The 17,319-nt window shown below is 42.6% G+C and carries 6 protein-coding genes and 1 CRISPR repeat array; of the genes, 5 read left to right on the forward strand and 1 reads right to left on the reverse strand.

All coding sequences use genetic code 11. The features are described from left to right. Positions 1–401 precede the first annotated feature (401 nt). Positions 402–629, reverse strand: a complete 228-nt coding sequence (locus NO346_RS14285; protein WP_004674114.1) for a helix-turn-helix transcriptional regulator — start codon at positions 627–629, stop codon at positions 402–404. 115 nt (positions 630–744) lie between these two features. Between NO346_RS14285 and NO346_RS14290 the strand changes: the two genes are divergently transcribed. The 5 genes from NO346_RS14290 (at position 745) to NO346_RS14310 (ending at position 3,800) form a co-directional block, all read left to right on the forward strand. After that, positions 745–954, forward strand: coding sequence for a hypothetical protein (locus NO346_RS14290; RefSeq protein ID WP_000122748.1), 210 nt, complete (start codon positions 745–747; stop codon positions 952–954). Positions 955–973: 19 nt separating this feature from the next. Beyond that, complete coding sequence (locus tag NO346_RS14295) at positions 974–2,155, forward strand: site-specific integrase (RefSeq protein ID WP_256415578.1); 1,182 nt, start codon at positions 974–976, stop codon at positions 2,153–2,155. After that, on the forward strand, positions 2,148–2,399 hold the full coding sequence (locus NO346_RS14300; RefSeq protein WP_005092513.1) for a hypothetical protein: 252 nt from the start codon (positions 2,148–2,150) through the stop codon (positions 2,397–2,399). The genes NO346_RS14295 and NO346_RS14300 overlap by 8 nt, the downstream gene beginning before the upstream one ends. 65 nt (positions 2,400–2,464) lie before the next feature. Further along, complete coding sequence (locus NO346_RS14305) at positions 2,465–3,043, forward strand: DUF1376 domain-containing protein (RefSeq protein WP_256415579.1); 579 nt, start codon at positions 2,465–2,467, stop codon at positions 3,041–3,043. A gap of 10 nt (positions 3,044–3,053) precedes the next feature. Beyond that, entirely contained in the window at positions 3,054–3,800 is a 747-nt protein-coding gene (locus tag NO346_RS14310; RefSeq protein ID WP_256415580.1) for an ATP-binding protein, read from the forward strand. Positions 3,801–3,904: 104 nt separating this feature from the next. After that, positions 3,905–17,271: direct repeats of the CRISPR family, unit length 28 nt; unit sequence TTTCTAAGCTGCCTATACGGCAGTGAAC. Positions 17,272–17,319: the final 48 nt, after the last annotated feature.

A 17,319-nucleotide genomic window follows, 5' to 3' on the forward strand; every position in this document is an offset into this window, starting at 1 on the left:
CGGGAATAGCTCAGTTGGTAGAGCATAACCTTGCCAAGGTTGGGGTCGCGAGTTCGAGTCTCGTTTCCCGCTCCAAATTTAAAAGGCCCTAGTCGAAAGATTAGGGCTTTTTTCTTGTTGATTTTATTATATTTTTGAAAATTCCGCCTTCCTTTGTGATTCAATTCAATAAAAAAATATTCTTAATGTAATTTGTATTTTGTGACCAAGATGTGACCATGGCGTGCCCACGACAATAAAAATGGTCTTAATTGACCTTAAATGTCCTCAATCGATCACCACTTTCAGAGCTTTTTTGAAGGCAAAAAATCACCCTGTTCTCTTCCAAACAAGGTATTTTTTACCAAATGATCAATAATTTGTGACCATTTCACTTTTTGATGTGACCATTTGTGACCAAACTACTTACTAACAGATTGTTCTTTATTGTCTTTTTCAAAAACAAATAAATCCCCTACCTGTACATCCAAATAATCACAAATTCGATCGATGGTCTCCAAATCAATTCGAGTCAATTCGCCATTATAAAGCTTATGCAAAGTTGTCTTATTAATGCCTGTACCACGAATTAAGTCAGCTACACGCATTTTTCTTTCAGCCAACAATATTGGTAGCTTACAAATAACCATTAATTTTTCCTCTAATACAATGAAAATTTAATTGCATTTAATTAAATTTGAGGTTATTTTAGGTCTAAGGATGAAAAATTCCTTACATCCGATGAATTACGCTAGGAATACAATTATGTCATATACCTATCTCACAGCCCAGCAACTGGCTGAAAAAATCCAGTACGACGCTCGTACCATTCGCAACCAGCTGAAGGACAGTGTCTTTATTGAAGGTGTTCACTACATCCGTCCTTTTGGTGGCCGCAAAATTCTTTTTGTTTGGGAACGCATTGAAACTGAAATGCTTAAATTCACTGGTTTAAGCATGGATGCCCTGCAATAAAGCTTAGGAGGTTTAACTGATGGCTACCATCCGAGAACGAAGTGGCAAACTGATTGCCGATTTTCGCTACATGGGCATTCGTTGCAGAGAAACAACTAGTCTTGAAGACAATGCCTATAATCGTCGTATTTTGAAAAAACGTCTCGAGCAGCTGGAGGCGGAAATTACTTTGGGCACTTTTGAATACGAAAAGTACTTTCCAAAAAGTAAACGTGTCGATGATTTTAAGGAAAAAAGAAGTCAGCAAATCGCTGTACAAACTAGGGTTCCTCTTTTTAAAGAGTTTACTGAAGTGTGGTTTAAGCAAAAACAAGTTGAATGGAGAACTTCTTATCAACAAAAGGTTTCAATTGTGATCAAAAACTATTTGATTCCTGCTTTTGGTAATCAAGTTCTCTCGAAAATCAAGAAGTCAGACTTGCTGAACTTCCGTGCTTCCCTCGCCAAAGTGACACACGGAAAAGATCAAACAAGTCTGAAAGCATCGCGGATTAATCAAATCATGACGCCTTTACGTATGATACTCAATGATGCGGCTGAACGATACGAGTTTGAGTCGCCTTATAAAAATATTAACAATCTGAAGGAAAGCAAGATTGAAGTCGCACCTTTTTCTCTGGAAGAGGTGCATAAAATTCTTACCACAGTGCGTGAAGACTTCCGCCCCTATTACACCATTCGCTTTTTTACGGGTATGCGTACCAGTGAAATCGATGGTCTGCAATGGAAAAATATCGACTTACAGCGTCGTGAAATCCATATCAGAGAAGCGTTAGTGAATGGTGTGCTTGGCGGAACCAAAACGTATGGTTCTGACCGCACGATCCAGATGAATGACCGCGTTTATCAAGCCTTTATGCAACAGAAAAGCTTAAATAATGGTAAATCAGAGTTTGTTTTCTGCAATCGTGATGGTGGACCTCTCGATTACCGTCTGGTGAATAAACGTGTCTGGCATCCGATCTTGCGCTTTCTAGGATTGAAGTCTAGAAGAGCCTACCAAACACGTCATACAGCAGCAACTCTATGGCTGTCGGCAGGAGAAAATCCGGAATGGATCGCACGTCAATTGGGGCATTCAACCACTGAAATGCTATTCCGGGTCTATAGCCGTTACATCCCCAATGTTACGCGCCGCGATGGCAGTGCATTTGAAGCCATGCTGGAAAAACTAAATACAGAGGAGCTTACACATGAATAGTAAAGCTTTCTTTGGCGGTGTAGTCGTCAGTCCTGAAGCAGATTTGGTCGCTCGTGAACTCATTCATGAGTTTCACATTCCCAAACTGCACAATCTGGCCTTTTTGCTGGAAATCAATAAATGCTTCGATGACCACCAAGCATTGAGACTCTGGTTACAGCGAATGCTGGATGAAGGACAAGCTCATTACGATGACTTGGCTCAACAGGCCCGTCTCCGCTTGATGAGTCTCGCTCACTCATAAAGCAAACATAAAAGGTCATCAAATCGATGACCTTAGCCCCTTTATACCTATAAAAAGGTCAACATATGAATAAAGATATTTCAATTTGGATGCCACTCTATATTGGCGACCTACAGGCGAAATTTGCACGAATGACAGCAGAACAAATTGGTGCGGCACTGCTGTTAATGATGGATTTCTGGAAAAATGGTGCCATTCCTCACGACCTAGCGACTGTATGTAGCATCACGAAATTACCGCAGCACACCAAGGCTAAAACTTTGTTAAATACGCTGATGGCCCTAGAATTGTTTGAAGTCGAGTCTGAGCAGATTCATTCAAATTTCTTAAGCAGTTTAAAAAGCCAGGCATTTCAAAATCAGCAAATGAAATCTGATAAAGCTAAAAATGCAGCTCAAGCACGTTGGGGGAAATCCGCAAGTAATGCTCAAGCATCAGCCAAGCAACGAAAAGTAAATGCTCAAGCAGCTCCTGAGAAGAGCCCGAGTATTACTCAAGTCATGCTTGAACCATGCCCTTCATCTTCATCTTCATCTTCATCTTCATCTTCATCTTCATCTTCATCTTCATCTTCATCTTCATCTTCATCTTCAAATTTTGAAGAAAAAAATGAGAGTTTTTTAGAAAATTCAAAATGGATTTAGGAGATCAGTCATGAATACCATACTTAAAACACTCCAGTTTCGCGCAGAAACAACGGAAACACTTTGCGCTACCCATCATATACCCCTGATGGAAATTGCTGGTCACAGGCTCTGTAAATTGTGTGCCAAAGAAACTGTTCATCACTCACATGCAGCCTATGAGAATGAACTGCAACAGCGATTGCTACAACAGAAAATTAAAAATTCAGGGCTCAATAAACGCTACCTGGATCGTGGCTTCAAGAATTATGTAGTTGCATGCCCTGCACAAGACAATGCCATCAAACTATGTCAGGCCTTTGCACAACAAATTATTTCTGACCACAACCCGAACATGTTGATGATTGGTACACCAGGTACAGGTAAAACCCATCTGAGTGCATCAATTATTCGCAACATTCTGCATAACAGTACAAAATCTGCACGCTACTATACCAGTGCAGAAATTGCTCAAAAAATGATGGATACCTGGTCAGATGCTTCGCGCTCTGAGAAAGAAGTCATCGACCATTTCTCCAGTTTTGATTTATTGGTGATTGATGAATATGGCCTGCATGACCGGCATGAAAAACGCCTAGAGATGGTACATAAGGTTCTATATAGCCGTTATGACAATATGAAATCTACCCTGCTGATTTCCAATTTCACAGTCCAAAATATGCAGCGGGATTTAGGTGTAAGATTATGGTCTCGGTTACATGAGAACCATTTGATTGTAGTGCCGTGTTATTGGGATGACCGACGAATTAGCGGATAATCGCAACTCTCACTTAAGCCAATTATCTCACTGAAATAATTGGCTTTTATTACAAGAATTACTTACAGAATATCTCGCTTGCATAAGTATAACTGAAAATAATACTTCTAAGCTGCCTATACGGCAGTGGACGGCATGTCTCAATCAGCATTAGCAAAAAAGGCTTTCTAAGCTGCCTATATGGCAGTGAACTTGTTGGTGTGTTATCAGGTGGAATAGTATCATTTCTAAGCTGCCTGTATGGCAGTGAACCTATACACCAGTAGAAACGTATTATTCAGCATTTTCTAAGCTGCCTGTATGGCAGTGAACTTTGAATCTGATGATTTTGAGCAAGAAAATCATTTCTAAGCTGCCTGTATGGCAGTGAACAAGTAAATTGGATAACGGAACAACGGTTACAGTTTCTAAGCTGCCTGTATGGCAGTGAACGATGGGAGCTGTAATCAGGGAGAGAAGGTTTTTTTCTAAGCTGCCTGTATGGCAGTGAACTATCCCAAGTTACGATAATATCGCCACCATTATTTCTAAGCTGCCTATACGGCAGTGAACAACAGGCAGTCAATCAGAGTCGGATAGTGCATTTTCTAAGCTGCCTATACGGCAGTGAACGTGTACTTGCAGCATTAGCAAAACAAAAAGCATTTCTAAGCTGCCTATACGGCAGTGAACGTACATCGACCGCAAAGGCTGATATTGAAACATTTCTAAGCTGCCTATACGGCAGTGAACATGGCACATCCGCATTTCCATGCCTTGTTGTTTTTCTAAGCTGCCTATACGGCAGTGAACTTGCTTTTGCACCTGAGAGCAATCCCACAAAATTTCTAAGCTGCCTATACGGCAGTGAACTTTTTGCTGACAAGAATGGTAAGCGCTTATCATTTCTAAGCTGCCTATACGGCAGTGAACGTACAGGCTCAGAATTAAACAGAGATATATTATTTCTAAGCTGCCTATACGGCAGTGAACACCGATCTAATGCAGAAGGGAGCTTGTAATCATTTCTAAGCTGCCTATACGGCAGTGAACTCGGTGATGCTTCGTGGGTTAATGTTGAGGGTTTTCTAAGCTGCCTATACGGCAGTGAACGGTTCGTGAAGTTGCAGATTTCGCTAAATACTTTTCTAAGCTGCCTATACGGCAGTGAACGCAAATACATGGATGCAGTAGCCTTTCTTGGTTTTCTAAGCTGCCTATACGGCAGTGAACATGTTTTGGTGTCTTGTGGTTCAGGTTCGCTTTTTCTAAGCTGCCTATACGGCAGTGAACTATCTGGTGAAAGCATAAACATCGCTATTACTTTTCTAAGCTGCCTATACGGCAGTGAACACTTATATTTAGTTGATAAACAAAATCAAAATTTTCTAAGCTGCCTATACGGCAGTGAACAGAGATTGCCACCCGACGCATAACATTGTACATTTCTAAGCTGCCTATACGGCAGTGAACTGCAGGCTTCCATAAAGATGGTGAGTTTATATTTTCTAAGCTGCCTATACGGCAGTGAACTGCTGCACCATCTTTTCGCATCACCAAACAATTTTCTAAGCTGCCTATACGGCAGTGAACCAATTCTTAACTCAGAAGATGAGTTACCTAGTTTTCTAAGCTGCCTATACGGCAGTGAACTGGATATTTTCTATGTTCTTCCAGAGCATAGATTTCTAAGCTGCCTATACGGCAGTGAACCACTGGTACCAAAAGCAACAGAAACAGCATTGTTTCTAAGCTGCCTATACGGCAGTGAACTTGGTGATAGTATGCTCCCAGATTTCAAGGAATTTCTAAGCTGCCTATACGGCAGTGAACGCTTTGCCAAAGCGGTTGGCTGATATTTGTATTTTCTAAGCTGCCTATACGGCAGTGAACACCTTCCTTCAAAACCAAAAGGATTTTTAGGGTTTCTAAGCTGCCTATACGGCAGTGAACAGCAGATCGATGTTTTTGTAAATTCTGCCGTCTTTCTAAGCTGCCTATACGGCAGTGAACCACAAAATGCTTTGGTTGGCGGTGCTGTTGGTTTTCTAAGCTGCCTATACGGCAGTGAACTAGTCCCTCTTGACGGTACTTGTTGAGGGTTATTTCTAAGCTGCCTATACGGCAGTGAACTGTAGCGTCACTGTGAGCCTGTACGGTGGTTCTTTCTAAGCTGCCTATACGGCAGTGAACCATCCTCGCCACGTTGTTTAACCAATGCCACTTTTCTAAGCTGCCTATACGGCAGTGAACAATGCCATTTAGAGTGATTGTTTTTGGTTTGATTTCTAAGCTGCCTATACGGCAGTGAACCGTGTTGTTGGTTGGGATAGCTCTACCCCACTTTTCTAAGCTGCCTATACGGCAGTGAACATCACTGTTCAAGGTCGCCAAAAAGCGGACAATTTCTAAGCTGCCTATACGGCAGTGAACTCGGTGATAGTATGCTCCCAGATTTCAAGGAGTTTCTAAGCTGCCTATACGGCAGTGAACAAGGCTTGGAGTTTAACAAAGTCAAACTTGGTTTTCTAAGCTGCCTATACGGCAGTGAACAACTAATTGGTAATGCAAAGCATCACCAACATTTTCTAAGCTGCCTATACGGCAGTGAACAGCCAGTGGGGTTTTGCTTTATTAGTGTTTATTTTCTAAGCTGCCTATACGGCAGTGAACGCATGATTCACGCTGTGCGCCAGTGCTACGAGTTTCTAAGCTGCCTATACGGCAGTGAACTTGCTCGGCAATACGATTTGCAGGCATATCATTTTCTAAGCTGCCTATACGGCAGTGAACGGGTGCGCAAAATCCCGAATCTTTTCAATGTCTTTCTAAGCTGCCTATACGGCAGTGAACGACTTAGTCATCAAATGTTCAGGTTTAGGAGGGTTTCTAAGCTGCCTATACGGCAGTGAACTCAATGTCTCAAGTTATCGCAGAAATTAAAGCTTTCTAAGCTGCCTATACGGCAGTGAACAGTTTTATGGGCTTGCTGAATTAGCGGCTTAATTTCTAAGCTGCCTATACGGCAGTGAACGTAAAAATGGCAGAGCCAGTAAGTAGCGGGGCTTTCTAAGCTGCCTATACGGCAGTGAACCTCCTTTTGAGCTGCCAATGCATTACTCAAATTTTCTAAGCTGCCTATACGGCAGTGAACATTGGGGAAATATCAACAAATAGTGGACTATCATTTCTAAGCTGCCTATACGGCAGTGAACGCTTTCGCACACCAACGATTCCAATTCGACCATTTCTAAGCTGCCTATACGGCAGTGAACCAGAACGGGTTTTTACATCTAGCTGCCATAGTTTTCTAAGCTGCCTATACGGCAGTGAACTAAACCTGAGGCAATTCCAATTGCGAATTTAGCTTTCTAAGCTGCCTATACGGCAGTGAACATTCCATGCGAATATCAAACCATCTCGTAAGCTTTCTAAGCTGCCTATACGGCAGTGAACAGATGTCATTAATGTCTGCAAGGATTTCATCTTTTCTAAGCTGCCTATACGGCAGTGAACCCTTAGAAGCCCCTTGCAAGTACCTATTAAGATTTCTAAGCTGCCTATACGGCAGTGAACCATCCACACCCTGATAGCTTTGGATTGTTTCATTTCTAAGCTGCCTATACGGCAGTGAACCATTGGTGTTTGCAAAGGTGTAAACAGGTGCATTTCTAAGCTGCCTATACGGCAGTGAACTTAGATAAACTTAAACCACGCTCAAAAATAAATTTCTAAGCTGCCTATACGGCAGTGAACCTCGTTTATATGGTCGTGCGTATTTGGTATTTTTTCTAAGCTGCCTATACGGCAGTGAACATTTATTTTCGTTTTCCGGATCTTGATAAATGCTTTCTAAGCTGCCTATACGGCAGTGAACTCGCCATTGATATAGACAGCAGCACCAGTGGTTTTCTAAGCTGCCTATACGGCAGTGAACTGAAACGGCTTAATCCATTAGTACTTTCACCTTTTCTAAGCTGCCTATACGGCAGTGAACAAATTACAGTAATTTTGGCTGCATCGTACCAGCTTTCTAAGCTGCCTATACGGCAGTGAACACATCAGTTAATGCTTTAAGCATTTCGTTCACTTTCTAAGCTGCCTATACGGCAGTGAACCACTGCTTTTTACAGCATCATTCGCCCAGCTTTTTCTAAGCTGCCTATACGGCAGTGAACACAGCCACGTATTATTGGTTATCAATGTGTATTTTCTAAGCTGCCTATACGGCAGTGAACTCAGTTGCCGATCTGGTCAATATCGTAATCTAATTTCTAAGCTGCCTATACGGCAGTGAACTGTCAGGGGATGAAAACGAAGCTCGCGCAGAATTTTCTAAGCTGCCTATACGGCAGTGAACTCAAAGCCACACCGTTAAACATTGCAATTAATTTTCTAAGCTGCCTATACGGCAGTGAACGGCTTATCAAGCTGTTTGGAACAAACCACGTGTTTCTAAGCTGCCTATACGGCAGTGAACTCTTTGTTGTCGAATGGGTCTGGCCAATAATCTTTCTAAGCTGCCTATACGGCAGTGAACCATTTCTGAGAAGTTGTCGATCTTCAACGTTATTTCTAAGCTGCCTATACGGCAGTGAACTTTCCGATATAACCCGACGACCTTTCCAACCATTTCTAAGCTGCCTATACGGCAGTGAACTGGCAGCGTGAACTCATATCACAAGGATGCATTTTCTAAGCTGCCTATACGGCAGTGAACAGTGGACTGTGTTACTCGTGCAAGTTTTGCAATTTCTAAGCTGCCTATACGGCAGTGAACAGCCACAACTACAAACCCATCTGGAACCGCTTGTTTCTAAGCTGCCTATACGGCAGTGAACAGCTTCAGCATTGGTCATTCGTGTTTCGGGTCTTTCTAAGCTGCCTATACGGCAGTGAACTCATACGATCCAAACCACGCTTAATATCATCATTTCTAAGCTGCCTATACGGCAGTGAACCGTAAGAAAGCCAATCGTAAGATCCTTAATACTTTCTAAGCTGCCTATACGGCAGTGAACATTACACGCCCAAGTCTCTCACCTTGAACCAAATTTCTAAGCTGCCTATACGGCAGTGAACAATGCTGTGGGGAAAGCGCATTTTATTGTTGTTTTCTAAGCTGCCTATACGGCAGTGAACTCTACACCATTATCACGCTTGCACACGTCACGATTTCTAAGCTGCCTATACGGCAGTGAACTTGCTCAGTAGTCTGAGTTTCTTCACCAGTTTTTTCTAAGCTGCCTATACGGCAGTGAACCGACATGGTAGTCGAGCATTATCAATGGAAAATTTCTAAGCTGCCTATACGGCAGTGAACCAAAGGTAGGTGTAACCGCTAAAGAGTTTCAATTTCTAAGCTGCCTATACGGCAGTGAACCATTCATTAATGCTCGTTTTGCTTCCGTAACTTTTCTAAGCTGCCTATACGGCAGTGAACTAGTGATAGTCACAGATCGCCATGCCCCACGCTTTCTAAGCTGCCTATACGGCAGTGAACGACCTGAATGTCGCTAGAAACAGCGGATAAACTTTCTAAGCTGCCTATACGGCAGTGAACTATCTAAACATGCCGAAAGTCAATGTTGATTCTTTCTAAGCTGCCTATACGGCAGTGAACGAGCAAATACTGTCCATAATCCGAGCATCTTTTTTCTAAGCTGCCTATACGGCAGTGAACCCCTGATTTTGCCCAAGCAGCAAGCGATTATGATTTCTAAGCTGCCTATACGGCAGTGAACAGATTCATATTGTTTCCACCGTTTTAAAGTCATTTCTAAGCTGCCTATACGGCAGTGAACTTAGACGATTAATTGACGTATCTTTAGCACTTTTTCTAAGCTGCCTATACGGCAGTGAACGTTTTCGTGCTTCGGCAATCCAAGGTAATTCTTTTCTAAGCTGCCTATACGGCAGTGAACGGATAAGGGGTTAAAGTGGCAAGAGATTGGTGTTTTCTAAGCTGCCTATACGGCAGTGAACTCTTTGACGAGCTGCAAGATATTGTTGCACCATTTCTAAGCTGCCTATACGGCAGTGAACTTAAAAAAGAAAAAGCCTGATTTCGTGGATCATTTCTAAGCTGCCTATACGGCAGTGAACCGTTTTTGTTTATCTGCTGTTGGTATTTTTTATTTCTAAGCTGCCTATACGGCAGTGAACCTGATTGAGAATTATGAAATGTTATATCGAAATTTCTAAGCTGCCTATACGGCAGTGAACCGCACAGCGAATGAACATGACCGTTGGAGACATTTCTAAGCTGCCTATACGGCAGTGAACCTTCAAGCTGAAAAGGAGCGGTGATGTAGACTTTTCTAAGCTGCCTATACGGCAGTGAACATAATTGGGTGGGTACTGGAAGTGGAACAAGTTTTCTAAGCTGCCTATACGGCAGTGAACTTAGGCGTGACCACTGGTGAACTACGCAAAATTTTCTAAGCTGCCTATACGGCAGTGAACAAATTTGTCATTTCCTGTGTGAGCATCAAATATTTCTAAGCTGCCTATACGGCAGTGAACAGATGAAGAACTAACAATGACTTTGGTTACTGTTTCTAAGCTGCCTATACGGCAGTGAACCCCATAACAACAGAATTGGCGTACCGACATCATTTCTAAGCTGCCTATACGGCAGTGAACGCAGTAAGTGGTGGGAAATGATTGACTTTATGTTTCTAAGCTGCCTATACGGCAGTGAACGCTATGAGTTCGATTGGTCAGTCAAGCCGAATTTTCTAAGCTGCCTATACGGCAGTGAACTGCTAGTTGATTGCGATGATGTTTGTTTTGTTTTTCTAAGCTGCCTATACGGCAGTGAACCGTAAGAAAGCCAATCGTAAGATCCTTAATACTTTCTAAGCTGCCTATACGGCAGTGAACATTACACGCCCAAGTCTCTCACCTTGAACCAAATTTCTAAGCTGCCTATACGGCAGTGAACAATGCTGTGGGGAAAGCGCATTTTATTGTTGTTTTCTAAGCTGCCTATACGGCAGTGAACTCTACACCATTATCACGCTTGCACACGTCACGATTTCTAAGCTGCCTATACGGCAGTGAACTTGCTCAGTAGTCTGAGTTTCTTCACCAGTTTTTTCTAAGCTGCCTATACGGCAGTGAACCGACATGGTAGTCGAGCATTATCAATGGAAAATTTCTAAGCTGCCTATACGGCAGTGAACCAAAGGTAGGTGTAACCGCTAAAGAGTTTCAATTTCTAAGCTGCCTATACGGCAGTGAACCATTCATTAATGCTCGTTTTGCTTCCGTAACTTTTCTAAGCTGCCTATACGGCAGTGAACTAGTGATAGTCACAGATCGCCATGCCCCACGCTTTCTAAGCTGCCTATACGGCAGTGAACGACCTGAATGTCGCTAGAAACAGCGGATAAACTTTCTAAGCTGCCTATACGGCAGTGAACTATCTAAACATGCCGAAAGTCAATGTTGATTCTTTCTAAGCTGCCTATACGGCAGTGAACGAGCAAATACTGTCCATAATCCGAGCATCTTTTTTCTAAGCTGCCTATACGGCAGTGAACTTCGGTAATTAATGCCCGAAAAGTTACTAAACTTTCTAAGCTGCCTATACGGCAGTGAACATGATTACGATGGAGTTGAACTAAAGTGGCGTTTTCTAAGCTGCCTATACGGCAGTGAACGAAACACATGAAACTTTAATTCTATTAAGCAATTTCTAAGCTGCCTATACGGCAGTGAACAAGCCGTTTAGCGAATTTTCGGGTATTAATTATTTCTAAGCTGCCTATACGGCAGTGAACTGCGTTTAAGAACAAAGACAAAACAGACATTATTTCTAAGCTGCCTATACGGCAGTGAACTGTATAATTCAATTGCTGCATCATCTCCTAGTTTTCTAAGCTGCCTATACGGCAGTGAACACCAAATAAAAACGCCACTAGCGCGAAACTGTTTTCTAAGCTGCCTATACGGCAGTGAACGTCGCAACATCATCTTAAAAGCACGTCAGCTTTTTCTAAGCTGCCTATACGGCAGTGAACTTTTATTTACGTATACATGACAACATGTTTACTTTCTAAGCTGCCTATACGGCAGTGAACAGCTCATGGCAAGCCGAAAGAAGGATTCAATATTTCTAAGCTGCCTATACGGCAGTGAACACCAGTGCCTGCGATTGCTTCTGTCACTTTCGTTTCTAAGCTGCCTATACGGCAGTGAACGTTTTAATCGTGTGGTATGCGAAGCAGCTCATTTTCTAAGCTGCCTATACGGCAGTGAACAGCTTCTTTTAGTACTAATTCTTACCGTTAATTTTCTAAGCTGCCTATACGGCAGTGAACAGCTCTTAGTTTCCAAAGCTGATTGCCAATTTTTTCTAAGCTGCCTATACGGCAGTGAACCAAGAAATCATTGATTTGATTGAACGTGTAATTTTCTAAGCTGCCTATACGGCAGTGAACAGCTCTTTGTCTAGCTGCTTGACGTTCCTTTCTTTCTAAGCTGCCTATACGGCAGTGAACAGTTCACAGTTCCATACATCATGGACATTGATTTTCTAAGCTGCCTATACGGCAGTGAACTCTCGTCTAAAGTGATGCGTTGCTTGATATGTTTTCTAAGCTGCCTATACGGCAGTGAACGTGGCGGTGCTGCTGGTTTTGGTTCTGCTGGTTTTCTAAGCTGCCTATACGGCAGTGAACAGTTGTTACATTGCCCAACTCTGACGGCGCTTTTTCTAAGCTGCCTATACGGCAGTGAACTCCTCAGAATCAAAATTGATAGCAGCCTCTATTTTCTAAGCTGCCTATACGGCAGTGAACTTGTCAGAAGTGAATGCGCCTGAAGTCCAAAATTTCTAAGCTGCCTATACGGCAGTGAACCCAAAGAATAATGAACCTCATACCCTTCCTATTTTCTAAGCTGCCTATACGGCAGTGAACAATTACAAGCTTTAGCCAACTTCTTAGATACGTTTCTAAGCTGCCTATACGGCAGTGAACATGCCAAAGTAGGTATCGTTGAAGATATGACCTTTCTAAGCTGCCTATACGGCAGTGAACCTTTATCAATCATATTTGCGCCCCCTACAAACTTTCTAAGCTGCCTATACGGCAGTGAACTGAATACGCAACATGCGTCAGCTTATGGATTCTTTCTAAGCTGCCTATACGGCAGTGAACATATTACGCAAAGTTATTTGCTGAGCGTAGCAATTTCTAAGCTGCCTATACGGCAGTGAACATTTTGGATAGCGGTCACTTCACCAGTACCATTTTCTAAGCTGCCTATACGGCAGTGAACAAGAACTAAGAGAGCGCATCTAAGCGCTCCGTTTTCTAAGCTGCCTATACGGCAGTGAACGTTGTGATTCAGAAAGCTTTGATAAAGACACATTTTCTAAGCTGCCTATACGGCAGTGAACTGCGTACCTGAGCGCGTTCTTCTTTATTCAGTTTTCTAAGCTGCCTATACGGCAGTGAACCATACGCAACTGATCAATGTAATTTTTGTCTCTTTCTAAGCTGCCTATACGGCAGTGAACATATTGAGGTGCGCCCAACTGGTGTAAAAGTGTTTTCTAAGCTGCCTATACGGCAGTGAACATCCAACGGATACAGCAACAGTGACTCAAGCATTTCTAAGCTGCCTATACGGCAGTGAACTGCATAGGTTTCTGCACCAAAGCCGATTGCGGTTTCTAAGCTGCCTATACAGCAGTGAACGACAGGTAGCGGAACAACTGGCATAAACGGTTTTTCTAAGCTGCCTATACGGCAGTGAACTCTTGATGAGTCTGATGAAATACCTCCTTACTTTTCTAAGCTGCCTATACGGCAGTGAACTTAATTGGTCTTGAGACTGGATTAGTCCCCAATTTCTAAGCTGCCTATACGGCAGTGAACTTTGCATCTGTCAGTTTTATTGTGGCCATAACTTTCTAAGCTGCCTATACGGCAGTGAACTACCATCGGGAATGATGGTGACGTTTCGAGATTTTCTAAGCTGCCTATACGGCAGTGAACGCGCATTACAGCACCAATGAATTTTCTATTTTTTTCTAAGCTGCCTATACGGCAGTGAACAAAATTAAAGACAAAACTCATAAGTTAAAGGTTTTCTAAGCTGCCTATACGGCAGTGAACTATTTATAATTATTTTTAATCTGCCGATGAACTTTCTAAGCTGCCTATACGGCAGTGAACCAAGGCACGCATACGCAAAGACCTCCGCCATTTTTCTAAGCTGCCTATACGGCAGTGAACCTTGAGGTTGAAATTGATCGAGCGCAAGTAATTTTCTAAGCTGCCTATACGGCAGTGAACTTTTTAGAATGTTATAGACCTGATCAGACATTTTTCTAAGCTGCCTATACGGCAGTGAACTTTCTTTAGAAAAGGATATTTTGCCCATCATTTTTCTAAGCTGCCTATACGGCAGTGAACATAAGGCAAGCGGTAAGTTGGTGTGCTTGGGTTTTCTAAGCTGCCTATACGGCAGTGAACGCTTTCGCACACCTACTATACCGATTCGACCTTTTCTAAGCTGCCTATACGGCAGTGAACATAGCTTTCCAAAGAGATTTTATCCTGTGACTTTTCTAAGCTGCCTATACGGCAGTGAACACATTGTGAATGTGGCTAATATGCGCCATTTATTTTCTAAGCTGCCTATACGGCAGTGAACTTATGGTGGTGCGGAGACAGTTAAGAATGCTGTTTCTAAGCTGCCTATACGGCAGTGAACATTCTTAATTATTTTTTAATCTGCCGATGAACTTTCTAAGCTGCCTATACGGCAGTGAACAAAATTATCTAGCAAAAGGCGCTCAGGCAGTATTTCTAAGCTGCCTATACGGCAGTGAACCTATTTACATCAAAAGCATTCGGCTTTGGGATTTTCTAAGCTGCCTATACGGCAGTGAACATCTTTTACTTGGAATTGGAACACACACAACATTTCTAAGCTGCCTATACGGCAGTGAACAAGATGTGCGGATACTGGAGTTTCACTTCCGCTTTCTAAGCTGCCTATACGGCAGTGAACAAGATAAAGTGAGCGGCAAGCTTGTTTGTTTATTTCTAAGCTGCCTATACGGCAGTGAACTGAATGATTTAAAAGTAACGCGTCTGGATAACTTTCTAAGCTGCCTATACGGCAGTGAACAAATTAAATCCGCATTTGTTGCGATTGTTAGCTTTCTAAGCTGCCTATACGGCAGTGAACGCGCCATATTCGCCAACACGTTCTTTTACTCATTTCTAAGCTGCCTATACGGCAGTGAACTTTGGGTTGAAGAACCAAAAGCGGATACGGAGTTTCTAAGCTGCCTATACGGCAGTGAACCCTTTCAAATCCGATTTAGATTTGATGGCAAATTTCTAAGCTGCCTATACGGCAGTGAACGTTTTAGAAGTAAAACGTCAACAATGCTGGCATTTCTAAGCTGCCTATACGGCAGTGAACGCTTTGATCGGTCATCGCTTCAGAAATCAATCTTTCTAAGCTGCCTATACGGCAGTGAACTTGAACCCCCTCGATAGCTAATAGCAGGCTTCTTTCTAAGCTGCCTATACGGCAGTGAACCGGACAAAATCCCGCTCTAGTTGAAAGCGGTTTTTCTAAGCTGCCTATACGGCAGTGAACAAAAGGAGCACATAGACAGGGATTCAATGACATTTCTAAGCTGCCTATACGGCAGTGAACGAATTTCTTGAAACCGAAATCCTAGCTGAATGTTTCTAAGCTGCCTATACGGCAGTGAACACGAAGCCCACCTTATGCGCAAAGTTGTTTTCTTTCTAAGCTGCCTATACGGCAGTGAACCTAAACAAGCTTTGCGCAATTGGACTTGATGATTTCTAAGCTGCCTATACGGCAGTGAACATAGAATATTTGTGCAATTATGCTTTATTTATTTTCTAAGCTGCCTATACGGCAGTGAACAAATGGTGAAAAAACTAGAAAGCCATTGATTATTTCTAAGCTGCCTATACGGCAGTGAACTTAAGTGATATTCAAACAGGCGAAATGGTTGTTTTCTAAGCTGCCTATACGGCAGTGAACAAAGACGAAAACCCTCAACAGAAGGCTTGCATTTTCTAAGCTGCCTATACGGCAGTGAACCTATGTTGACAATTGCCGTACTTATTTGGGGTTTTCTAAGCTGCCTATACGGCAGTGAACTAAACAAATCAATTTAAACCATGCCGCCGAAATTTCTAAGCTGCCTATACGGCAGTGAACTTTCAGCAAAACCACCGTATGACTTTTGCTCATTTCTAAGCTGCCTATACGGCAGTGAACCTAAAGTGTTACTCCAAAGGTAATGAGATCAATTTCTAAGCTGCCTATACGGCAGTGAACGCCTCAAGACATGATTTGGTCTGAGGAAGATAATTTCTAAGCTGCCTATACGGCAGTGAACGGCATGTCCGTAGTGGTGGTTAAAGATTGCAATTTCTAAGCTGCCTATACGGCAGTGAACGTAGACAGTGGGCTACGAACGTGCCACACCAATTTCTAAGCTGCCTATACGGCAGTGAACTGAAAGGTATGACGAAGATGAAGGTTGGTGCTTTTCTAAGCTGCCTATACGGCAGTGAACCACTAGGGCTACAAGTTCAAATTGACGCTACTTTTCTAAGCTGCCTATACGGCAGTGAACCATTAATGGATTTTGATACTGTTAGAAATAGCTTTCTAAGCTGCCTATACGGCAGTGAACAACAAACGAGCAGATCGGTCAGATATGGGCATTTTCTAAGCTGCCTATACGGCAGTGAACACCAAACAGCATTTCGCCCGCTTTCCTCGAATTTTCTAAGCTGCCTATACGGCAGTGAACAAATGTTTGGAGCTTCGCCTGATGGCTTAGTCTTTCTAAGCTGCCTATACGGCAGTGAACCAGCTTCTAGTAATGCACAAGGACAATTCACATTTCTAAGCTGCCTATACGGCAGTGAACAAATTATTTTTGCTCTCCCCCCTGATAGAACATTTCTAAGCTGCCTATACGGCAGTGAACTTATCCAAAAAATTTACATTAAAGGCATTTTGTTTCTAAGCTGCCTATACGGCAGTGAACAAAATCCGTTTTCAGCCATCCATACAGTGAATTTTCTAAGCTGCCTATACGGCAGTGAACTGAGTTACAAAGCCGTTTGTAAATTGATAATATTTCTAAGCTGCCTATACGGCAGTGAACACCAAGCCTGATACGTCAAACGAAGTCTAGACTTTCTAAGCTGCCTATACGGCAGTGAACATTTTCAGACTCACTAAAGATAAATATTTCATTTTCTAAGCTGCCTATACGGCAGTGAACGTCAAGTAGCGTTTAGGACCACCACCAATTGATTTCTAAGCTGCCTATACGGCAGTGAACTCAAAGTCAGTGATTCTATAAAGCTTCTCAGTTTTCTAAGCTGCCTATACGGCAGTGAACCTTTTGCTTTAACACCTGAGCAAAAGTCATACTTTCTAAGCTGCCTATACGGCAGTGAACCAATGCTCGCAATTGCTGTTCTGATTTGGGGCTTTCTAAGCTGCCTAT

This window comes from Acinetobacter sp. 5862 (genome assembly GCF_024494585.1).
GTDB lineage: Bacteria > Pseudomonadota > Gammaproteobacteria > Pseudomonadales > Moraxellaceae > Acinetobacter.